General features: G+C 66.1%; 16 protein-coding genes. 9 read left to right on the top strand and 7 right to left on the bottom strand.

The features are described from left to right. Window positions 1-67: 67 nt before the first annotated feature. Entirely contained in the window at window positions 68-565 is a 498-nt protein-coding gene (locus ACGFZ3_RS14675) for a hypothetical protein (protein ID WP_392922590.1), read from the top strand. Between the two features lie 73 nt (window positions 566-638). Here the strand turns inward: ACGFZ3_RS14675 and ACGFZ3_RS14670 are convergent, their stop codons facing one another. Next, window positions 639-1073 (bottom strand): PepSY domain-containing protein, encoded by a 435-nt coding sequence (locus ACGFZ3_RS14670; RefSeq protein ID WP_392922587.1) that lies wholly within the window; start codon window positions 1071-1073, stop codon window positions 639-641. Window positions 1074-1215: 142 nt separating this feature from the next. Here ACGFZ3_RS14670 and ACGFZ3_RS14665 point away from each other — a divergent pair, with 142 nt between their 5' ends. From ACGFZ3_RS14665 to ACGFZ3_RS14655, 3 genes are read left to right on the top strand one after another with little or no spacing between them, the layout of a single operon-like run. After that, window positions 1216-1515: a PepSY domain-containing protein gene (locus ACGFZ3_RS14665; protein ID WP_392922584.1), complete on the top strand. Its 300-nt coding sequence runs from the start codon at window positions 1216-1218 to the stop codon at window positions 1513-1515. Beyond that, window positions 1515-2177 carry a response regulator transcription factor gene (locus ACGFZ3_RS14660; protein WP_282243195.1) on the top strand — a complete coding sequence of 221 codons (663 nt, stop codon included), beginning with the start codon at window positions 1515-1517 and terminating at the stop codon, window positions 2175-2177. The genes ACGFZ3_RS14665 and ACGFZ3_RS14660 overlap by 1 nt, the downstream gene beginning before the upstream one ends. Then, window positions 2174-3499 (top strand): ATP-binding protein, encoded by a 1326-nt coding sequence (locus tag ACGFZ3_RS14655; protein ID WP_392922580.1) that lies wholly within the window; start codon window positions 2174-2176, stop codon window positions 3497-3499. Before ACGFZ3_RS14660 ends, ACGFZ3_RS14655 begins: the two co-directional genes overlap by 4 nt. Before the next feature lie 5 nt (window positions 3500-3504). Here the strand turns inward: ACGFZ3_RS14655 and ACGFZ3_RS14650 are convergent, their stop codons facing one another. Continuing rightward, complete coding sequence (locus tag ACGFZ3_RS14650; RefSeq protein WP_392922577.1) at window positions 3505-3828, bottom strand: DUF6122 family protein; 324 nt, start codon at window positions 3826-3828, stop codon at window positions 3505-3507. A 40-nt stretch (window positions 3829-3868) separates the two neighbouring features. After that, window positions 3869-5758, bottom strand: a complete 1890-nt coding sequence (gene speA / locus ACGFZ3_RS14645) for an arginine decarboxylase (protein WP_392922574.1) — start codon at window positions 5756-5758, stop codon at window positions 3869-3871. A 151-nt stretch (window positions 5759-5909) separates the two neighbouring features. Between speA and speE the strand changes: the two genes are divergently transcribed. After that, window positions 5910-6764, top strand: a complete 855-nt coding sequence (gene speE / locus ACGFZ3_RS14640; RefSeq protein WP_392922571.1) for a polyamine aminopropyltransferase — start codon at window positions 5910-5912, stop codon at window positions 6762-6764. Between the two features lie 174 nt (window positions 6765-6938). On the opposite strand, the gene ACGFZ3_RS14635 is transcribed toward speE, so the two are convergent. After that, entirely contained in the window at window positions 6939-7844 is a 906-nt protein-coding gene (locus ACGFZ3_RS14635; protein WP_392922568.1) for an aspartyl/asparaginyl beta-hydroxylase domain-containing protein, read from the bottom strand. Between the two features lie 459 nt (window positions 7845-8303). Between ACGFZ3_RS14635 and ACGFZ3_RS14630 the strand changes: the two genes are divergently transcribed. After that, window positions 8304-8951, top strand: a complete 648-nt coding sequence (locus tag ACGFZ3_RS14630) for an RIO1 family regulatory kinase/ATPase (RefSeq protein WP_392922565.1) — start codon at window positions 8304-8306, stop codon at window positions 8949-8951. On the opposite strand, the gene ACGFZ3_RS14625 is transcribed toward ACGFZ3_RS14630, so the two are convergent. After that, entirely contained in the window at window positions 8948-9286 is a 339-nt protein-coding gene (locus ACGFZ3_RS14625) for a P-II family nitrogen regulator (RefSeq protein ID WP_068854331.1), read from the bottom strand. The genes ACGFZ3_RS14630 and ACGFZ3_RS14625 overlap by 4 nt on opposite strands. A 172-nt stretch (window positions 9287-9458) precedes the next feature. Here ACGFZ3_RS14625 and ACGFZ3_RS14620 point away from each other — a divergent pair, with 172 nt between their 5' ends. Then, window positions 9459-9728 carry an accessory factor UbiK family protein gene (locus tag ACGFZ3_RS14620; RefSeq protein ID WP_068854332.1) on the top strand — a complete coding sequence of 90 codons (270 nt, stop codon included), beginning with the start codon at window positions 9459-9461 and terminating at the stop codon, window positions 9726-9728. Between the two features lie 11 nt (window positions 9729-9739). Continuing rightward, window positions 9740-11242: a YifB family Mg chelatase-like AAA ATPase gene (locus tag ACGFZ3_RS14615; RefSeq protein WP_392922560.1), complete on the top strand. Its 1503-nt coding sequence runs from the start codon at window positions 9740-9742 to the stop codon at window positions 11240-11242. A gap of 230 nt (window positions 11243-11472) precedes the next feature. Here the strand turns inward: ACGFZ3_RS14615 and ACGFZ3_RS14610 are convergent, their stop codons facing one another. Further along, window positions 11473-14220 carry a TonB-dependent receptor plug domain-containing protein gene (locus tag ACGFZ3_RS14610; RefSeq protein WP_392922557.1) on the bottom strand — a complete coding sequence of 916 codons (2748 nt, stop codon included), beginning with the start codon at window positions 14218-14220 and terminating at the stop codon, window positions 11473-11475. A gap of 236 nt (window positions 14221-14456) precedes the next feature. Here ACGFZ3_RS14610 and ACGFZ3_RS14605 point away from each other — a divergent pair, with 236 nt between their 5' ends. Further along, window positions 14457-15167 carry a basic secretory protein-like protein gene (locus ACGFZ3_RS14605; RefSeq protein ID WP_392922554.1) on the top strand — a complete coding sequence of 237 codons (711 nt, stop codon included), beginning with the start codon at window positions 14457-14459 and terminating at the stop codon, window positions 15165-15167. Between the two features lie 125 nt (window positions 15168-15292). Here ACGFZ3_RS14605 and yidA read toward each other — a convergent pair whose 3' ends face one another. After that, window positions 15293-16141: a sugar-phosphatase gene (yidA, locus tag ACGFZ3_RS14600; RefSeq protein ID WP_392922551.1), complete on the bottom strand. Its 849-nt coding sequence runs from the start codon at window positions 16139-16141 to the stop codon at window positions 15293-15295. Window positions 16142-16252: the final 111 nt, after the last annotated feature.

The raw sequence follows: 16252 nt of genomic DNA, 5'->3' as shown, positions 1-16252 counted from the left end.
GGCATCATTCAAGCAACCCCTGCTAGCGTCAGCGCTGTCGGCCGCCTTGCCTGCCCCGGAGCTTCCCATGATCCGCCCGCTTTCCCTGCTGCTGTGCCTGTTGGCCCCCGGTGTCGCGCTGGCGCAGTCCGCTGCCGGTGCCACCGGCCCGCAGTCGGCGACCGATCTGGACCTCTCGGTGCCGCAGAAGCCGATGCAGTACCTCAACGATCCCACCCTGCGTGGCGACCCGCCGGGCACCTTCTATGGCGACAAGAGCGGCCGCCGCGCGCTTGCGCGCGATGGCGCGGCCAACGGCATCGCCGAGGTCACCGACGACAAGCTGCGGGTCAACGGCAGCATCACCACCGGCATCGGCTACGCCAAGGGATTCGGCAACACGCATTACAACGCGGCCGAGTTGAACCTCAACAAGAACTACACCAACGACGACGGCAAGACCCGCAACATGAACCTCAACATCCAGATCAGCGAGGGCAAGGGCCCGGGCTTCTATGGACCGTATGGGGGATATGGCGGGTACGGTCGGGGGTACTGGGACGGCCCGGGCCCGGTGGGCTGGTAACCAGCGCCACGTGCATCAGCCGAAACGGCCGGGGTAACCTGGCCGTCTGCATGTGCTGCCGAGCCCATCCGGCTCAGTCCCACCAGCCATCGCGCTGGCTGGACAACACGCGGCCATCGTGACCGCTCATGCGCACGTCGACGCGCTGGTTGCGGGCATTGCGCGCTTCCAGGGTCCAGGTCGCGCCGTCGCGCTCGACCGATTCGATCTTCGTCAGACCGGCCTTGCCGGCCAGCGAGAGGATCTGCCCGGCATCGAGCAGGGCACGGCCGTCGCGCGCATCGAAGATCTCGCCCGTGGCCGGGTCGATGACCACATCGTCCACGCTGCCATCGGCACGGGTCACATCGGCTTCCCACACGCCGTCGTCGCGTTCCAGTTCGTGGACCTGGGTGTAGCCGGCGGCACGCAGCTTGGCCTGCACGTCGGCAGCGGAGAGATCGGCGGCGAAGGCCGGAGCGGTGGTGAAGGTGGCTGCCAGGGCGGCGGCAAGGATCAGCTTGTTCATGGGGGAGTTCCTGAAAGGGGCACCGGACCATCCCGGCGCCGCCAGTCTGCCAAGCGCCCTTAAGCGGACCATGAGCCTGATTGTCAGGAAACGTTTAAGGGCGCCGCGTATACCGTATCCAGCCCTTCCCTGCCCCAATGCCATGACCGCCCTGTCGCTGCTCCTGCCCCTGCTATTGACCGCCGCCGCGCAGGACCCCATGCGGGTCCTCGATGGCGGCGCGCGCCAGCAGCAGGCGGTGCGCCAGGCGGTCGAGCAGGGTCGTTACGTGCCGCTGAAGTCCGTGGTCCAGGACGCCCTGCGCCGCTACCCCGGGCAGCTGCTTGAGGTGGAGCTGGATGATGGCAAGTACGAGATCGAGATCCTCTGTGCCAATGGCGTGGTGATGGAGCTGGACTATGATGCGACCAGCGGCCGCCTGCTCAAGATGGAAGAGGACTGATGCGACTCCTGCTTGCCGAGGACGATGCCCTGCTCGCCAGCCAGCTGCAGCTGCTGCTGGAGGACGCCGGCTACGTGGTGATCCACAGCAGCGAGGGCCGCGACGCCGAGTACCAGGGCCAGGTGGAGGACATCGCCGCGGCGATCGTAGACCTGGGCCTGCCGGGCCTGGATGGCCTGAGCGTCATCGAACGCTGGCGCGAGGCCGGGCGCGACTTCCCGGTGCTGGTGCTGACCGCGCGCACGCGCTGGCACGACAAGCTGGCCGGCTTCGACGCGGGCGCCGATGACTTCCTGACCAAACCGTTCCAGCCCGAGGAACTGCTGCTGCGGTTGCGCGCGTTGATCCGCCGCAGCGCCGGCCATGCCAGCCCGCGCCTGCAATGCGGACCGCTGCGCCTGGACGTCAACGCCGGTCGCTTCGAGCTCGATGGCGTGCTGCTGCCGCTGAGCCCGCAGGAACACCGCATCCTGAGCTACTTCATGCACCACCCCGATGTGGTGATCAGCCGCTCGCGGCTGGGCGAGCATGTGTACGACGCCGGTTTCGATCCCGATTCCAATACGCTCGATGTGCTGATCGGGCGGATCCGCCGCAAGCTCGGCAGCACGCTCATCCATACCCATCGCGGCCAGGGCTTCCGGCTGTCGGCGCAGCCATGAACACCCGCTCGCTGCGCAGCCGCCTGCTGCTGGCCGGTGGCGTGGGCATGGTGCTGGTTTCGGCACTGGCCACGTGGTGGCTGGGCGCCATGTACGAGCGGTCGGCGCGGACCGCGATGGACCAGCAGCTGGGCAACGACCTGATCGCGGTGCTGGCCCTGGTGGAAACCGATGCGCACGGTGGCGTGCAGGTGCGCGGCGAGCTGGGCGACGAACACTATCGACGGGTGTTCTCCGGCGCGTACTGGCAACTACAGGACGCGCAGGGCCACGCGCTTGGGCAATCGCGCTCGCTGTGGGATGAAACGCTCCCGGTACCGGCCACGCTGCGCACCGGGCCCGCCCAGGCATTCGACACGACCGGTCCTCTGCAGCAGCCGCTGCGTGCGCTGGCCCAGCAGGTCACCCTGCCCCGCGCGACCACCCCATTGCAGGTGGTGGTGGCCACCGACCGCAGCCAGCTGGATGCGCAGGTGACGGCCTTCCGCCAACGCACCGCGCTGGCGCTGATCGTCCTGATCGCGCTGTGGTTCACGGTGCTGGTCACCCAGGTGCACTACGGGCTGCGCCCTCTCGCGGAACTGGGGCGCATCGCCGAGCAGGTACGCAACGGCGAGAACGTGCGCTTTCCGCAGCAGGGCCTGGTGAAGGAAGTGGCGCCGTTGGCCGGCGAGCTCAACGCGCTGCTGGACCATCACGGGCGCATGGTGCTGCGTGCGCGGCGCAGTGCTGAAGACCTGGCGCATGCGTTGAAGACACCCCTCACGGTACTGACCACGGAGGCGGCGGGCGACGGCGCGGACTGGCGCAGCACGCTGCGCGGCGAAACCGCACGGATGCAGACCAGCATCGACCGCTATCTCGCTGTGGGTGTCGCCGCCGATCACCAGCAGCGCACGCCGGTGGCGCCGGTCATCGCGGCGCTGTGTTCGCTGATGCAGCGCGTGCATGGCGAGCGCGAGGTGGCGTTCGCCTGCGACGCCGACGCGGTTGGTGTGTTCGCCGGTGCCCGCGAGGACCTGGAAGAGATGCTGGGCAACCTGCTCGACAACGCAGGCAAGTGGGCTGCGCAGCGGGTGGAGGTAACGGTTGCGCGGAGTGGAAGCAGCCTCACAATCGACGTCAACGATGACGGCAAGGGGCTGCCGGAAGACGATCTCGAACGCGTGCTGGGGCGTGGCGTAAGGTTGGACGAACGCACCGCGGGAAGCGGGTTGGGCTTGGCGATCGTGGCCGATATTGCCGAGAGCTACGGCGGCAGCCTGGTGCTGCGCAATGGCACGCCGGGGTTGCAGGCGATGTTGACGTTGCCAGCGGGTTGACGGCGCTACCGGGTTGAGTGCATCCACCAACAGTCGATGGCATCCAGCACGATATGCACCATCAAGCCGATCCCGAACAACCGCGTCTTCTTCGGTAGGCACAAGCCCGCATAGATTGCGATGGCCGGGGTGGTATGCAGCGGATGGAAGCCGATGCTGCAGCGGTTCGGTGCATAGATCGGATCGGCCAGCAGGTGATCCAGGTCGATGATCCAACCCAGCAGCAGCAGCGCCCAGGCCGACAGGAACCGCTTGCGCCAGAACATCCACGCCAGCAATGCCGGCACGGCCGCGTGCAGGAACAGATGGAAAATGGCGCGACTGCTCATCAGGCAGCCGCGCCGCACGTCGCGATGGCAACCCCGCCGATCAGATCAGCGGCTCGTCGGACAGATAGGTGTAACCGGTCAGGCCCGCTTCCAGCGCCTCGGACAGCTCCTGCGCGCGTTCCGGCGACAGCCTGGCCGCCGCCACCCGCTCGGCATAGCTGGCGCGCAGGTCCGCCAGGCTGTAACCCACGTAGTCCAGCATCACGTCGGTGGTGTCGCCGCGACGCTGTTGGGTGATCGCGTAACCATCGGCATCGGCCCGTACTTCCACCGCGTCGGTATCGCCGAACAGATTGTGGATGTCGCCCAGGATTTCCTGGTAGGCACCGACCATGAAGAACCCGATGCGGTAGCTTTCGCCCGGCCGCACCGCATGCAGCGGCAGCGAGGTATCCAGGCTCTCGTTCTCGACATAGGTCTTGACCATGCCGTCCGAATCGCAGGTCATGTCGGCGATGATGCCGCGCCGCTGCGGCTGCTCGTCCAGACGCTCGATCGGCACGATCGGGAACACCTGGTCGATCGCCCAGGCATCGGGGATCGACTCGAACACGCTGAAGTTGACGAAGTACTTGTCCACCAGGCGTTCGTTCAACTCATCCAGTGCGGGGCGGTGGCTTTTCTCGTCATAGCTCAGGCGTGCACGCACGGCGTGGGCGATGGCGTAGAACAGGTCATCGATGCGCGCCCGCTGCGGCAGGTCGATCTGGCCCAGCGCATAGCTGGTCAGGCCCTCGGCGTGGAAGTGCTGTGCTTCCTGGAACAGCTCCACAGCCGGGCGCTGGTCCAGGTCGTCATGGATCTCGCGCAGGTGACGGATCGCGGCCGGCTCGTCGTCGTGCTGGTCGGGCACGCGGCCTTCCTGCGCTTCTTCGACTTCGGACACGTTGGCGATCAGCACCGCGTGGTGCGCGGTCATCGCGCGGCCGCACTCGGTGACGATGCGCGGCGGGGTCAGGCCGTGTTCCTCGCAGGCATTTGCCAGCGGCTGCACGATGTTGCCAGCGTACGAATCCAGCCCGTAATTGATCGAGCAGAAGCTGCGCGAACGGGTGCCTTCGTAATCCACGCCCAGCCCGCCGCCCACGTCCACGTGGGTGATCTTCGCGCCCAGGCGCGACAGCTCCACGAAGTAGCGGGTGGCTTCGCGCATGCCGTTGGCGATGTCGCGCACGTTGGAGATCTGCGAGCCCATGTGGAAGTGCAGCAGGCTCAGGCAGTCGGCGTATTCGGTGTCGCGCAGCGACTTCCACAGGTCCAGCAGCTGGCGCGGGGACAGCCCGAACTTGGCCTTGTCGCCGCCGCTGTTCTGCCACTTGCCCGCGCCCAGCGAAGCCAGGCGCATGCGCACGCCCAGGCCCGGCTTCACGTCCAGCGCCTTGGCTTCCTCCAGCACCAGCTTCAGCTCGGAGGGCTTTTCAATGACGATGAAGGTCTGCAGGCCCAGCTTGCGGCCGATCAGGGCCAGACGGATGTACTCGCGATCCTTGTAGCCGTTGCAGACGATCAGGCCGCCCGGGCGCGACAGCGCCAGCACCGCCATCAGCTCCGGCTTGCTGCCTGCTTCCAGCCCGAAGCCTTCGCCGTGGTGGCTGGCCAGGGTGCCGGCCACGCCACGGTGCTGGTTGACCTTGATCGGGTACACCGCCGTATAGCCACCTGCGTAGTCCCAGTCGGCCTGGGCCTGCCCGAAGGCGGCCTGCAGCTTGCCCAGGCGCTGGCCCAGGATGTCCGGGAAGCGCACCAGCAGCGGCAGCTTGGCCCCGGCGGCGCGCGCAGCGTCCACCACCTTGGGCAGGGACACCACCGGGCCGTCCTGGCCAGTCGGTCTCACCACCATGTGTCCTGCCTGATCCACGTCGAAGTAGCCATCCGCCCAATGCGGAATCGAGTAGGTCTTGCGGGCTTGGTCGAGGGACCAATCGGTCATTGCAGTCGGCCTGGTTGGTAAAAAAGGGGGTGCATGATAACGCCTATATGGCGACAGCTCCGTTATCATGCGCGCCCGCGCCCGTGCCCAGGCTAAAACCTGAACAGGCTTGCCCGGCTTAATCCCCCCTTCCCAACAGGACCGTCATCCCATGACTGACAACAACAACTGGTACATCGAGCACTTCGAGCGCACCGGCTCGGCCATCGGCTACCGCCTGAAGGGCAAGCTGGACGAAGTGCAGTCGCCGTTCCAGAAGATCGAGATCTTCGCCACCACCGACTGGGGCAACCTGATGACCATCGATGGCGCCATCATGTTGACCAGCAAGGACAACTTCTTCTATCACGAAATGATCAGCCACCCTGTGCTGTTCACCCACGCCGCCCCCAAGCGCGTGGTGATCATCGGCGGCGGCGACTGCGGCACCCTGCGCGAGGTGCTCAAGCACCCGGGCGTGGAGAGCGTGACCCAGTGCGACATCGACGAGCAGGTCACCCGCATGGCCGAGAAGCACTTCCCGGAGCTGTGCGATTCCAACCACGACCCGCGTGCCGAGCTGATGTTCGATGACGGCGTGGCCTACATGGCCAACTGCCCGGCCGGCAGCGTGGACGTGGTGATCGTCGATTCCACCGACCCGGTCGGTCCGGGTGAGGGCCTGTTCAACAAGGCCTTCTACGAGAGCTGCTTCAAGGCGCTGAAGGAAGACGGCATCCTGGTGCAGCAGTCCGAATCGCCGCTGATGCAGCTGGACCTGATCAACGAAATGCGTACCGAAATGGGCAAGGCCGGCTTCCAGTCGTTCAAGACCCTGCCGTTCCCGCAGCCGTGCTACCCCACCGGCTGGTGGAGCGTGACCCTGGCGCGCAAGGGCCAGAGCAGCTTCGACTTCCGCCAGGCCGATGCGGCCTCCAAGGCGTTCGACACGCTGTACTACACCGCCGCGCTGCACACCGGCGTGCTGGTCACCCCGCCGTTCGTGGCGGCAGCCCTGAAGGGTTGATGGAACCGCGTACCGACCAACGGTCGGTACCTACCGGGTGTGTGACGGCCGTTGGTCGGTACCTACCGGGTAGGTGACGACCGTCGGTCGTCACACGCCCAAAAAAGAAACCCGCGCTGGCGACAGCGCGGGTTTTTCATTTCGGCAGGTATCGACCGTGGGTCGATACGGGTCTCAAAGAGCCCAGATGCCCGCGATCACCAGCAGCACCAGCCCCCACTTGATCGCGTGGTAGGCAAACGCGCTGCGCGCGCGCAGCGCCTTGGCCTTCAGGCGCACCTTGTACAGGCCGCCGAAGGCCTTGTTCACCCCACCGGTCGGATCACCGGGCAGGTTCGGCGAAGCGCCACCGGCCAGCAGCGTCGCCGCCACCGCACGGTTGAACAGCCCCGGCAGGCCAAAGTGCAGCGGGCGAGCGATGTCGCAGAACAGGATCACCCGGTCCGCATCGGTCTCGTTGTGCGCGTGGTGGATGTAGGTTTCGTCGAACATCATCCACTCGCCATCGCGCCAGCTTTTGCGGATGCCATCCACTTCGATGTAGCAGCGGTCATCGTTCGGCGTGGCCAGGCCCAGGTGCAGGCGCAGCGAACCGGCGAACGGGTCGCGGTGCGGGCGCAGCTCGCTGCCCGGCGGCAGCTGGGCGAACATGGCCGCGCGTACGTCCGGAATCGACTCCAGCAGCGCGGTGGTCTTTGGGCACAGCGACTTCGCCGACGGATGCGAAGGGCCATACCACTTCAGATAGAAGCGCTTCCAGCCACGGCGGAAGAACGAATTGAAGCCGGCGTCGTTGTACGAGCTGGAGGCAGCAATCTTCTCCGCATCGCGCAGCGCCAAGGCCTCGTCACGGATCATCTGCCAGTTGGCGCGCAACGGTTCCAGCTGGGGAAAATCCTTGCCCGGATCGAGGAACGGTGTAGTCGGTACCTTGGAGAACAGGTACATCACCACGTTGATCGGCGCCATGAAACTGGAATGGTCGAGCAGCTGGCGCGACCAGCGCGCGCGCACCCTGCCGCGGTAATGCACGTAAAGCACGCATGCCACGAACAGGGCCACCACAATAATCTTGATCATCAAGCATCCACCGGCCGCTGCCGGACGGCCACAGGGGCCAAAAAAAGAGGGGGAAAGCCGGGCGCGACGGAGACGTGCCGTCAGGTGCGGTGCTGCCGCGCAGGCCGTGTTCAACACTGCTATGGTCCGCACCCACCCGCTCCCGGTCAAGCTGGCCGCGCGGGACATTCCTGCCCACGGGTGGGCGCGCATGGAAGTGCAACGCGCGACTGCGGCGATTCCGGCCCCGCCGTAACTTCCATTCAATTCATTGATTTAAAAGAAGATATCCGAACCGGCCGGGTTTCACGCCGCGCTGACGCGACAAACTGTTCCACGTCCGATTACGACATTTCTCCGACAGAGGCTGGTTTCGTGTACTGCCGAGTACTAAAATTAACGAAATCTTCCTGTTCCCCCATTCAGCAGCACCGGTACGCCTGACGCTTTGCGCCGACCGCCGGGTCGCCCCAGAACGTCATGACTACCCTCACTGCTTCGTGTGTCGACGACACCGCCCCCGCCGAGCTGCTCAAGCGCGGTGAACGACTGCTGGAACCCGATGTCTACCGCACCTGCCTCAACGGGCAGCCGGCCGTGGTCAAGGACTACACCCGCTACCGTGGTACCCCGCTGTCGCCCATCGCGCGCCTGCTGGTCCGCCGCGAGGCGCGCATCCTGCAGCGCCTGGCCGGTTGGAAGCATGCCCCGGCCCTGCTGGGAACCATCGGCGGGCTGGCACTCGGCATGGAGTTCATTCCCGGCCAGACCCTGAGCGCGGCCCATTCGGTCGGCATCGAGGTGTTCGAACAGCTGCAGCAGGCGCTCGAACGCCTGCATGCGGCCGGCATCACCCACAACGACCTGCATGGCACCAACGTGATGGTCAACGGCAATGTACCGGTGCTGGTGGACTTCACATCGGCGTGGCGCAGCCCGCGCTGGCTGCCGGTGCATCCCGTGTCGCGCCAGCTCCGGCGCAGCGACCGCAAGAACCTGCTGAAGATGCGCCAGCGCCTGACCGGCACCCGCCCCAGCGCAGTCGAAGCGGCCCAGGTGGCCGACCCGCGCTGGGTGGCCAGCGTGCGGGTGGCCTGGAAGCGGTTCTACCGGTGGTTCAAGGGTTAAAGCGCGTCGGCGTCCAGTTCGCCGGTGCGGATCCGCACCACGCTGCCCAGGTCGTAGACGAACACCTTGCCGTCGCCGATCTTGCCGGTGCCGGCGGCCTTGACGATGGCTTCCACCACCTCGTCGACCTGGCCGTCGGTGACCGCCACTTCAATCTTCACCTTCGGCAGGAAATCCACCACGTACTCGGCACCCCGGTACAGCTCGGTGTGCCCCTTCTGCCGCCCGAAGCCCTTGACCTCGGTCACCGTGATCCCGGTGACACCCCGTTCGGCGAGCGCTTCGCGCACGTCATCGAGCTTGAACGGCTTGAGCACCGCCATGACCATCTTCATCTGTTGGCTCCTGTCTTCGCGGCAGAGGATAACGCCTGTCCCCCGGTGAACGCGATGCACCCGGATCGCACCGGTTGCTGCGGTGCGGATTATCCTTACCCGTGAAGCCTGGCCCGCCTGATGGTGGTTGCGGCCTGCCACGCCGAGAATTTCCCCACCCGCGGAGACGCACATGATTGACCTCAACCAACTCGATGATCTGGCGCGCCGCCTGAGCGACATGGTCCCCCCGGGGCTGCGCCAGTCGCGCGAAGAACTGCAGGCCACCTTCAAGAGCGCGCTCCAGGCCGGCCTGGGCAAGCTGGACCTGGTGACCCGCGAGGAATTCGACGTGCAGCGCGCCGTGCTGCTGCGCACCCGCGAGAAGCTGGAAGCGCTGGAGAAGACCGTGGCCGCACTGGAAGCCGCCGCCCAACCGCCGGCCGAGCGCCCGGCCCCCTAAAAGGAAACCCGATGAGCCTGGCGCTGGTGCACAGCCGTGCCCGCGCCGGCGTTCACGCGCCCGCGGTACGGATCGAAGTCCTCCTCTCCGGCGGTCTGCCGCATACCCAGATCGTCGGCCTGCCTGAAGCGGCAGTGCGCGAATCGCGCGACCGGGTGCGTGCCGCACTGGTCTGCGCCCAGTTCGAGTACCCGCAGCGGCGCATCCTGATCAACCTGGCCCCGGCCGACCTGCCCAAGGAAGGCGGTCGCTTCGATCTCGCCATTGCGCTGGGCATCCTTGCGGCCAGCGACCAGATCGATCGGCAGCTGCTGGCCAACTACGAATTCCTGGGCGAGCTCGCCCTCACCGGGGAGCTGCGTGGCGTGGACGGTGCATTGCCCGCGGCCATCGCGGCAGCGGAGCTGGGCCGGACCCTGATTGTTGCCAGCGCCAACGGCGCCGAGGCCGCGCTCGCCCAGCATGCGGATGTGCGCGTAGCCCGTACCTTGCTGGAAGTATGCGCCGCGCTGGAGAGCTGCTCGCTGCCACGTGCCGTGCCGGCGCCGGTGGTCCCGCTGGCGGTGCCGGACCTGCGCGATGTGCGCGGCCAGCAGCAGGCGCGACGCGCACTGGAAGTGGCCGCCGCTGGCGGGCACCACCTGCTCCTTCTTGGCACGCCGGGTTGCGGCAAGACCCTGCTGGCCTCGCGCCTGCCCGGCATCCTGCCCGACGCCAGCGAAGCCGAAGCGCTGGAAACGGCCACCATCGCCTCGTGCAGTGGGGCTGGCATCGACACGGCCCGCTGGCGTCACCGCCCGTACCGCGCGCCCCACCACACCGCCAGCGCCGTGTCGCTGGTCGGCGGCGGCTCGTATCCCCGGCCCGGTGAGATCTCGCTGGCCCACAACGGCGTGCTGTTTCTTGACGAGCTCCCCGAGTGGAGCCGGCATACCCTCGAAGTACTCCGCGAGCCGCTGGAATCGGGAACGGTCATGGTCGCGCGCGCCGCACGCACCCACGCGTTCCCTTCGCGCTTCCAGCTGGTGGCGGCGATGAATCCGTGCCCGTGCGGTTGGGCCGGCGACCGCAGCGGTCGCTGCCGCTGCAGCGGCGATGCCATCCAGCGCTATCGCGGGCGCATTTCCGGCCCGCTGCTGGACCGTATCGACCTGCATGTGGTGGTGCCAAGGCTGGAGCCGGGTGAGCTGCGCAGCGATGCACCGTGCGGCGAAGACAGCGCCACGGTACGAAGCCGCGTGGTCACGGCGCGCAACGTCCAGCTTGAGCGAAGCGCAAAGGCCAACGCACAACTCCTGCCCTCCGAGCTGGATGCGCACTGCCGACTGGACACCGCCGATCAGCAGCTGCTGGAAGCAGCCGTGGAACAGCTGCAGCTCTCGGCCCGCTCGATGCATCGCATCCTGCGCGTCGCCCGCACAGTGGCGGACCTGGCCAGTTGCGACAGAATCACCACCGCGCATCTGGCCGAGGCCATCGGGTACCGGCAGGTCGACCGAGGTGGAGCTGGCTGATTCACGCTCTGCAGCAGGACGGGCGGGGCGGGGCGACCGGCGGGTTTTCTCGCCATCAATTGGAAGGGTGCCTGCGGTCAGGTGGTGGAGGCTTCCGCGCCGTTGCGGGTCATGCGTTACCGGGCGCTGCGGCGCTATCGGCGGTGTCTGGGAACCAACCCTACCGCTGGTGGGCGCGCGGGGCGTGTGCCATCGCGATGCCTTGGCGGTAGGGTTGGATCCGGTCCTGCTTACTGGAAGTCCAGCGACAGCTCAACGAACATCGAGCGGCCGAAGGCGTTGTAGACGCCCTGGTCGTAGTACGGCCAGTTGCCGTTGGTGCTGTCCACCGGTGGGCGTTCGTTGGTGAGGTTGTTGGCGGTCAGCAGGACGCTGGCGAGCTTGTTGATGCGGTAGTTGAGCGTGGCGTTCCAGGTCGTCCACGGGCCGATGTTGCGTTCCTCACCGGTGGCATTCCAGGTGCGCGCGTTGCGCACGCCGTACACGTTGGTGCTGAAGGCGCCGATGTTCCAGTTCACGCCCAGCGTCGCCCGGTACTGCAGCTCATTGGAATAGCCGCAGCAGAGCATGTCGTAGACCGGGTCGCCTTCCTGCTGCTGCAGTTCGTGCTTCAGCGGCCGGTAGTAGCCTGCGGTCACCCCGAAATCACCTGCCCGCCCGGCGTTCCAGCGGTAGTCGCCCGACGCCTGGATGCCGGTCTGGCGCTGCTTGGCCAGGTTGATCGGATAGGAGAAGACCTTGGAGACGCCGTTGGGGTTGAGCGGATCGGTGGCCGGGTGGCGCTGCACCTGGGCGAGCACTTGGCGACAGGTTGGCGAGTTGATGTCGAAGGCCACGTCACCGTTCTCGGACGTTCCCAGGCGGCAGTTGGCCTCGGTGGCAAGGATGCTGTCGGTGCCCAGGATGGACACTTCGTTCTCGATCTTCACCGAGTTGTAGTCAAGGGACAGGTTCAGCGCATTGTCCAGCGCCGACCAGACCACGCCATAGGTGAACGTCTCGGCCGTGATGTCCTTGAGGTCGCGGTTTCCGGTGCTGGAGGACAGCACCTGCAGCGAGGACTGCGGGCACTCATCGAAGTTCTCCGAGGTGTAGCCCGCACTGCGGCACAGGAAGGTGTCCACGTTGGTGGTGTAGCCGCTGCTCTCGCGGGAGTACAGGTAGAACATGTCCGGCGAGCGGAATGCGGTGGCATAGCTGCCGCGCAGCAGCAGCGAGTCGATCGGGCGGTATTCCAGGCCGAGCTTCCAGGTCGCCTTGCCGTTGCCACCACCACCCTGCAGGGAGTACTTGTCATAGCGCCCTGACAGGTTGGCGCTGAACGTGTCGAAGATCGGCACCTGCAGTTCGGCGCCCACCGCATACAGATCGCGCTGGCCTTCGGCCGAGGTACCTGCAGTCTGGCCACGGAACAGCACCGCGGCATTGGGGTCGGCCGACTGGTTGAAGAATTTCTCGCGGGTACCCTGCAGGATCATCGCAAAGCCGACGTCGCCGGCGGGCAGCCCGAACAACGAGGTGTTGGTCACCAGCGCGGTGACCCCGGTGCGGGATGCGGAAGACGCTGCGCGGTTGGTGCCGCTGAACTGGTCGTACTGCTCGCGGGTGAGCGGCTGGTACAGCGCGCCCAGGTTCGGCGCATAGGCTTCGTAGCCGTTGACCATGCCCAGCTTCGGACCAAGGTAGTAATCGTCAATGCCACCTGTGGCCAGGAAGTCGGTGGACTTGCGGGTGACGTCGGTGCTGGAGCGGTTCACGTACACGTCGTAGTCGAAGCCGGTGTCGCCCAGCCCGCCGCGGGCGCCGGCCGTGATGTTCCACGAACGGGTATAGACGCGCTGGTCCTTCGCGTCCATGCCCACTTCTTCGGGGGCGTAGATGCGCTGCCACTGCTCGTAGTTGCCGGTGGTCTGGTTGTAGAAGGTCTTGTTCCAGAAGGGGCTGCCCCCGGAATAGGTGGGCCGGCCGAAACTGAAGAGGATGTCCGAGTACAGCTCGGTGGTTTCGCTGAGGTGGTAGCGCAGGAACGTGGTGGCGTTGACGTCTTCGCTCTTGTTGTAAAGCGTGGCGGTACCGACGTTGTCCGGGCTGCCGCAGTAGTAGCCGGTGCCTGCGGCGTTGCGGTGGGCGTAGGTGGTGCTGCCACCGAACAGGTAGGACAGCGGTGCGCAGGTGGCCTGGCCGGGGTCGATGTAGCCGTTGGGGGACATCTGCATGCGCAGGAAGGTGCGCGAAGGATCCTGCGGCCCGGTCGGGCTGTCGTTGACGCTGTCGATGTAGCTGCGGTCGGAGGCGAAGATGGGCTTCTGCTTGGTGTACTCCAGGCCGTAGCTGAGATCCAGGTTGCCGAAGGAATGGCCGCTGCTGAAGATGAAGCGCTGGCTGGAGCCACCGCCGTCGCTGTAGCCGCCGGCGCGGTAGCGGAAGTGGGTGCCTTCCACCTTGTCCTTCAGCACGATGTTGATCACGCCCGCCACCGCCGACGAACCGTACACCGAGGACTGCCCGCCGGTCAGTACATCGATGCGCTCCACCATGCCCAGCGGAATGTTGGCGATGTCCACGATGCTGGTGTTGCCGTTGTAGGCAAGCGGGTAGCTGTTGAGCGGGCGGCCGTTGAGCAGAGTGAGCGTATAGCTCGGGTCGAGCCCGAACAGACTGACGGTCTTCGCGCCCGGCGTGTAGAAGCCGGTGCCCTGCGAGTCCTGCACCGAGCCGTTGGCCATGGGCAACGAGCGCAGCGCATCGAATACCGTAGTAAAGCCCTGCGCTTCAATTTCTTCGGCGGTGATGGTGGTCACCGGCGAAGGGCCTTCGATCTGCGCGCGGGGAATCAGCGAGCCGGTGACGTTCACGGTATCCAGCTGCCGGGTGGCCGGCGTGGCGCCTTCTTCGTCGGAGGGGGACGCCTGTGCCTGTGCGGCCAGGGGGTGGAGCAGTACGGATGACACCAGCAACGACAGCAACGTGCGCTTCATCTTGCAGATCTCCAGTACAAGGTCTCCCGGCGCCGCATCGGCGCAGGAGAGTTGGGGTGCAGGGGGGTTCCGTTGGGCGTGGGGTGCAGCTTTTCTAGATCGATCTAAATCAATTGTCAATAATTTGAAATGAAACCATTTCCAAGCGCTTAGATCGAACGAAATGGCACTTGCGGCTGGCGGGCGCCGTGTTGCAGGATCAGCGCGGTTGCCCATCACGTCCTGGAGTGCCGCGTATGCGTCTGCGCCGTTGCCTGATCGTCCCTGTCGTTGCTGCAACCCTCGCCTTTCCCGCCGCACACGCGGCGGAGATCCAACAGACGCGCGATGGCGTGACCCTGACCTACCAGGACCAGAGCGGTTCAACGGTTGCTGCCGTGCGCGACCGCATCATCGCCACCTTCTTCGCCACGTATCCGCGCGAACGCCGCGACTACCATCCTGCGGCGCCGTCCAGCGTGCGCATCGTCATGGACCCGTCGTACGACGGGGTAGCGTATGTAGGTGAGAAGGAGAAGTCGGCCACCATCACCATCAATCCGCGCTGGCTGGAGAAGCATCCCAACGACACCGACCTGGTGACCCATGAAGCCATGCATATCGTGCAGGGCTACCCGGGCTATGCCAGCGAGCAGGCACCGTCGTGGCTGGTGGAGGGTATCGCCGACTATGCGCGCGACCATTACGGCGTGGACAACGCGGCCGGCGGCTGGGCGCTGCCTTCGCAGGTCAAGCCGGAGCACAAGGTGGACACCGGCTACCGTGTTACCGGTGCATTCCTTAAGTGGAGCGAGGCCGGACACCCGGGCCTGGTGAAGGCGCTGGATGCAGCGCTGCGCAAGGGGAGCTACACGCCGGCGTTGTGGAAGGCGCACACCGGGGAGGACCTGGCGACGCTTTGGGAGGCTTATGTTGCTCAGCAGGGTAGCGGCGTGGGAGGCGCCTGATTGTTGCGGGGCGGCGTGTAGGAGCGTCGCTCCGTTCTGGGTCCATGCGTCAATGCATTGATGGGTGTTGAGGGCGGTCGTTTGGGAACCGACCCTACCATCGGCAGCGTCGCGCGTGCGGATGGCTACCGGTGGGTTGCGTCACGTAGGACGAACTGCTCGATGGCCAGGGCCACGCCGTCTTCGGAATTGGTGGTGGTCTGGTGCAGTGCCGTCGCCTTGACGATGTCCACCGCGTTGCCCATCGCCACGCTGGTGCCGGCGTACTGGAGCATGGTCAGGTCGTTTTCCTGGTCGCCGATGGCCATCACCTGGGTGCGGTCGATGCCCAGGTGTTCGGCCAGCTTCTGCAGGCTTGGGCCTTTGCCGGCGCGGTGGTCGAACACTTCGAGGAAGAACGCCGCGCTCTTGAGCACGGCGAAGCGGTCGGTCAGCGCCAGCGGCAAGCGTGGAATCACAGCGTCCAGAATCTGTGGTTCGTCCACCATCATCAACTTGATGAAGGACATGGCCGGGTCCATCTCGTCCACGCTGCGATACGACAACGGCACGCGTGACAGGTGGGAATCGGCGACGGTGTAGATGCTGATGTCGCGGTTGGGCGTGTACAGCCGTTCGCCATCCAGCGCCTGGAAGTGCACGCCCAGCTCGCGCGCCACCTGCTCGCAGAACAGGAAATCATCGAAGCTGAGCGGGTACTCCACCACCACCTCACCGGTGGCAACGCGCGTGACCAGCCCGCCGTTGCAGGCGATGCAGTAGTCGTCCGCGCCGTTGATATCCAGCTCCTCCAGGAACGGGGCCAACCCGGACACCGGCCGCCCGCTGGTCAATACGATCCGCACGCCCTGCGCCCGGGCGCGGGCAATGGCCTGCTTCACGCGCGGGGTGAGCTTGTGCGCCGGGTCCAGCAGCGTGCCATCCATATCGATGGCCACCAGTTCAATGGCCGGCTGGCGGCGTCCCATTTCCATCTCGATCAACCTCGTTCACTGCCAGAAACGCTGCGATGCAGCCGCAACCTAGTTTAAGCCAGTGGCGCCCCGGCAAAGAAAAGGCCAGCCGGGTTGCCCCGGCTGGCCTCC

It is taken from the genome of Stenotrophomonas sp. NPDC047960 (assembly GCF_043204395.1).
Taxonomy (GTDB): domain Bacteria; phylum Pseudomonadota; class Gammaproteobacteria; order Xanthomonadales; family Xanthomonadaceae; genus Stenotrophomonas.
This window is presented reverse-complemented; position numbering and strand designations above follow the sequence as displayed.

Coding starts and splice junctions, on each gene's coding strand:
- ACGFZ3_RS14675 (WP_392922590.1), top strand. CDS start 68: ATGATCCGCCCGCTTTCCCTGCTGCTGTGCCTGTTGGCCCCCGGTGTC.
- ACGFZ3_RS14670 (WP_392922587.1), bottom strand. CDS start 1,073: ATGAACAAGCTGATCCTTGCCGCCGCCCTGGCAGCCACCTTCACCACC.
- ACGFZ3_RS14665 (WP_392922584.1), top strand. CDS start 1,216: ATGACCGCCCTGTCGCTGCTCCTGCCCCTGCTATTGACCGCCGCCGCG.
- ACGFZ3_RS14660 (WP_282243195.1), top strand. CDS start 1,515: ATGCGACTCCTGCTTGCCGAGGACGATGCCCTGCTCGCCAGCCAGCTG.
- ACGFZ3_RS14655 (WP_392922580.1), top strand. CDS start 2,174: ATGAACACCCGCTCGCTGCGCAGCCGCCTGCTGCTGGCCGGTGGCGTG.
- ACGFZ3_RS14650 (WP_392922577.1), bottom strand. CDS start 3,828: ATGAGCAGTCGCGCCATTTTCCATCTGTTCCTGCACGCGGCCGTGCCG.
- speA (WP_392922574.1), bottom strand. CDS start 5,758: ATGACCGATTGGTCCCTCGACCAAGCCCGCAAGACCTACTCGATTCCG.
- speE (WP_392922571.1), top strand. CDS start 5,910: ATGACTGACAACAACAACTGGTACATCGAGCACTTCGAGCGCACCGGC.
- ACGFZ3_RS14635 (WP_392922568.1), bottom strand. CDS start 7,844: ATGATCAAGATTATTGTGGTGGCCCTGTTCGTGGCATGCGTGCTTTAC.
- ACGFZ3_RS14630 (WP_392922565.1), top strand. CDS start 8,304: ATGACTACCCTCACTGCTTCGTGTGTCGACGACACCGCCCCCGCCGAG.
- ACGFZ3_RS14625 (WP_068854331.1), bottom strand. CDS start 9,286: ATGAAGATGGTCATGGCGGTGCTCAAGCCGTTCAAGCTCGATGACGTG.
- ACGFZ3_RS14620 (WP_068854332.1), top strand. CDS start 9,459: ATGATTGACCTCAACCAACTCGATGATCTGGCGCGCCGCCTGAGCGAC.
- ACGFZ3_RS14615 (WP_392922560.1), top strand. CDS start 9,740: ATGAGCCTGGCGCTGGTGCACAGCCGTGCCCGCGCCGGCGTTCACGCG.
- ACGFZ3_RS14610 (WP_392922557.1), bottom strand. CDS start 14,220: ATGAAGCGCACGTTGCTGTCGTTGCTGGTGTCATCCGTACTGCTCCAC.
- ACGFZ3_RS14605 (WP_392922554.1), top strand. CDS start 14,457: ATGCGTCTGCGCCGTTGCCTGATCGTCCCTGTCGTTGCTGCAACCCTC.
- yidA (WP_392922551.1), bottom strand. CDS start 16,141: ATGGAAATGGGACGCCGCCAGCCGGCCATTGAACTGGTGGCCATCGAT.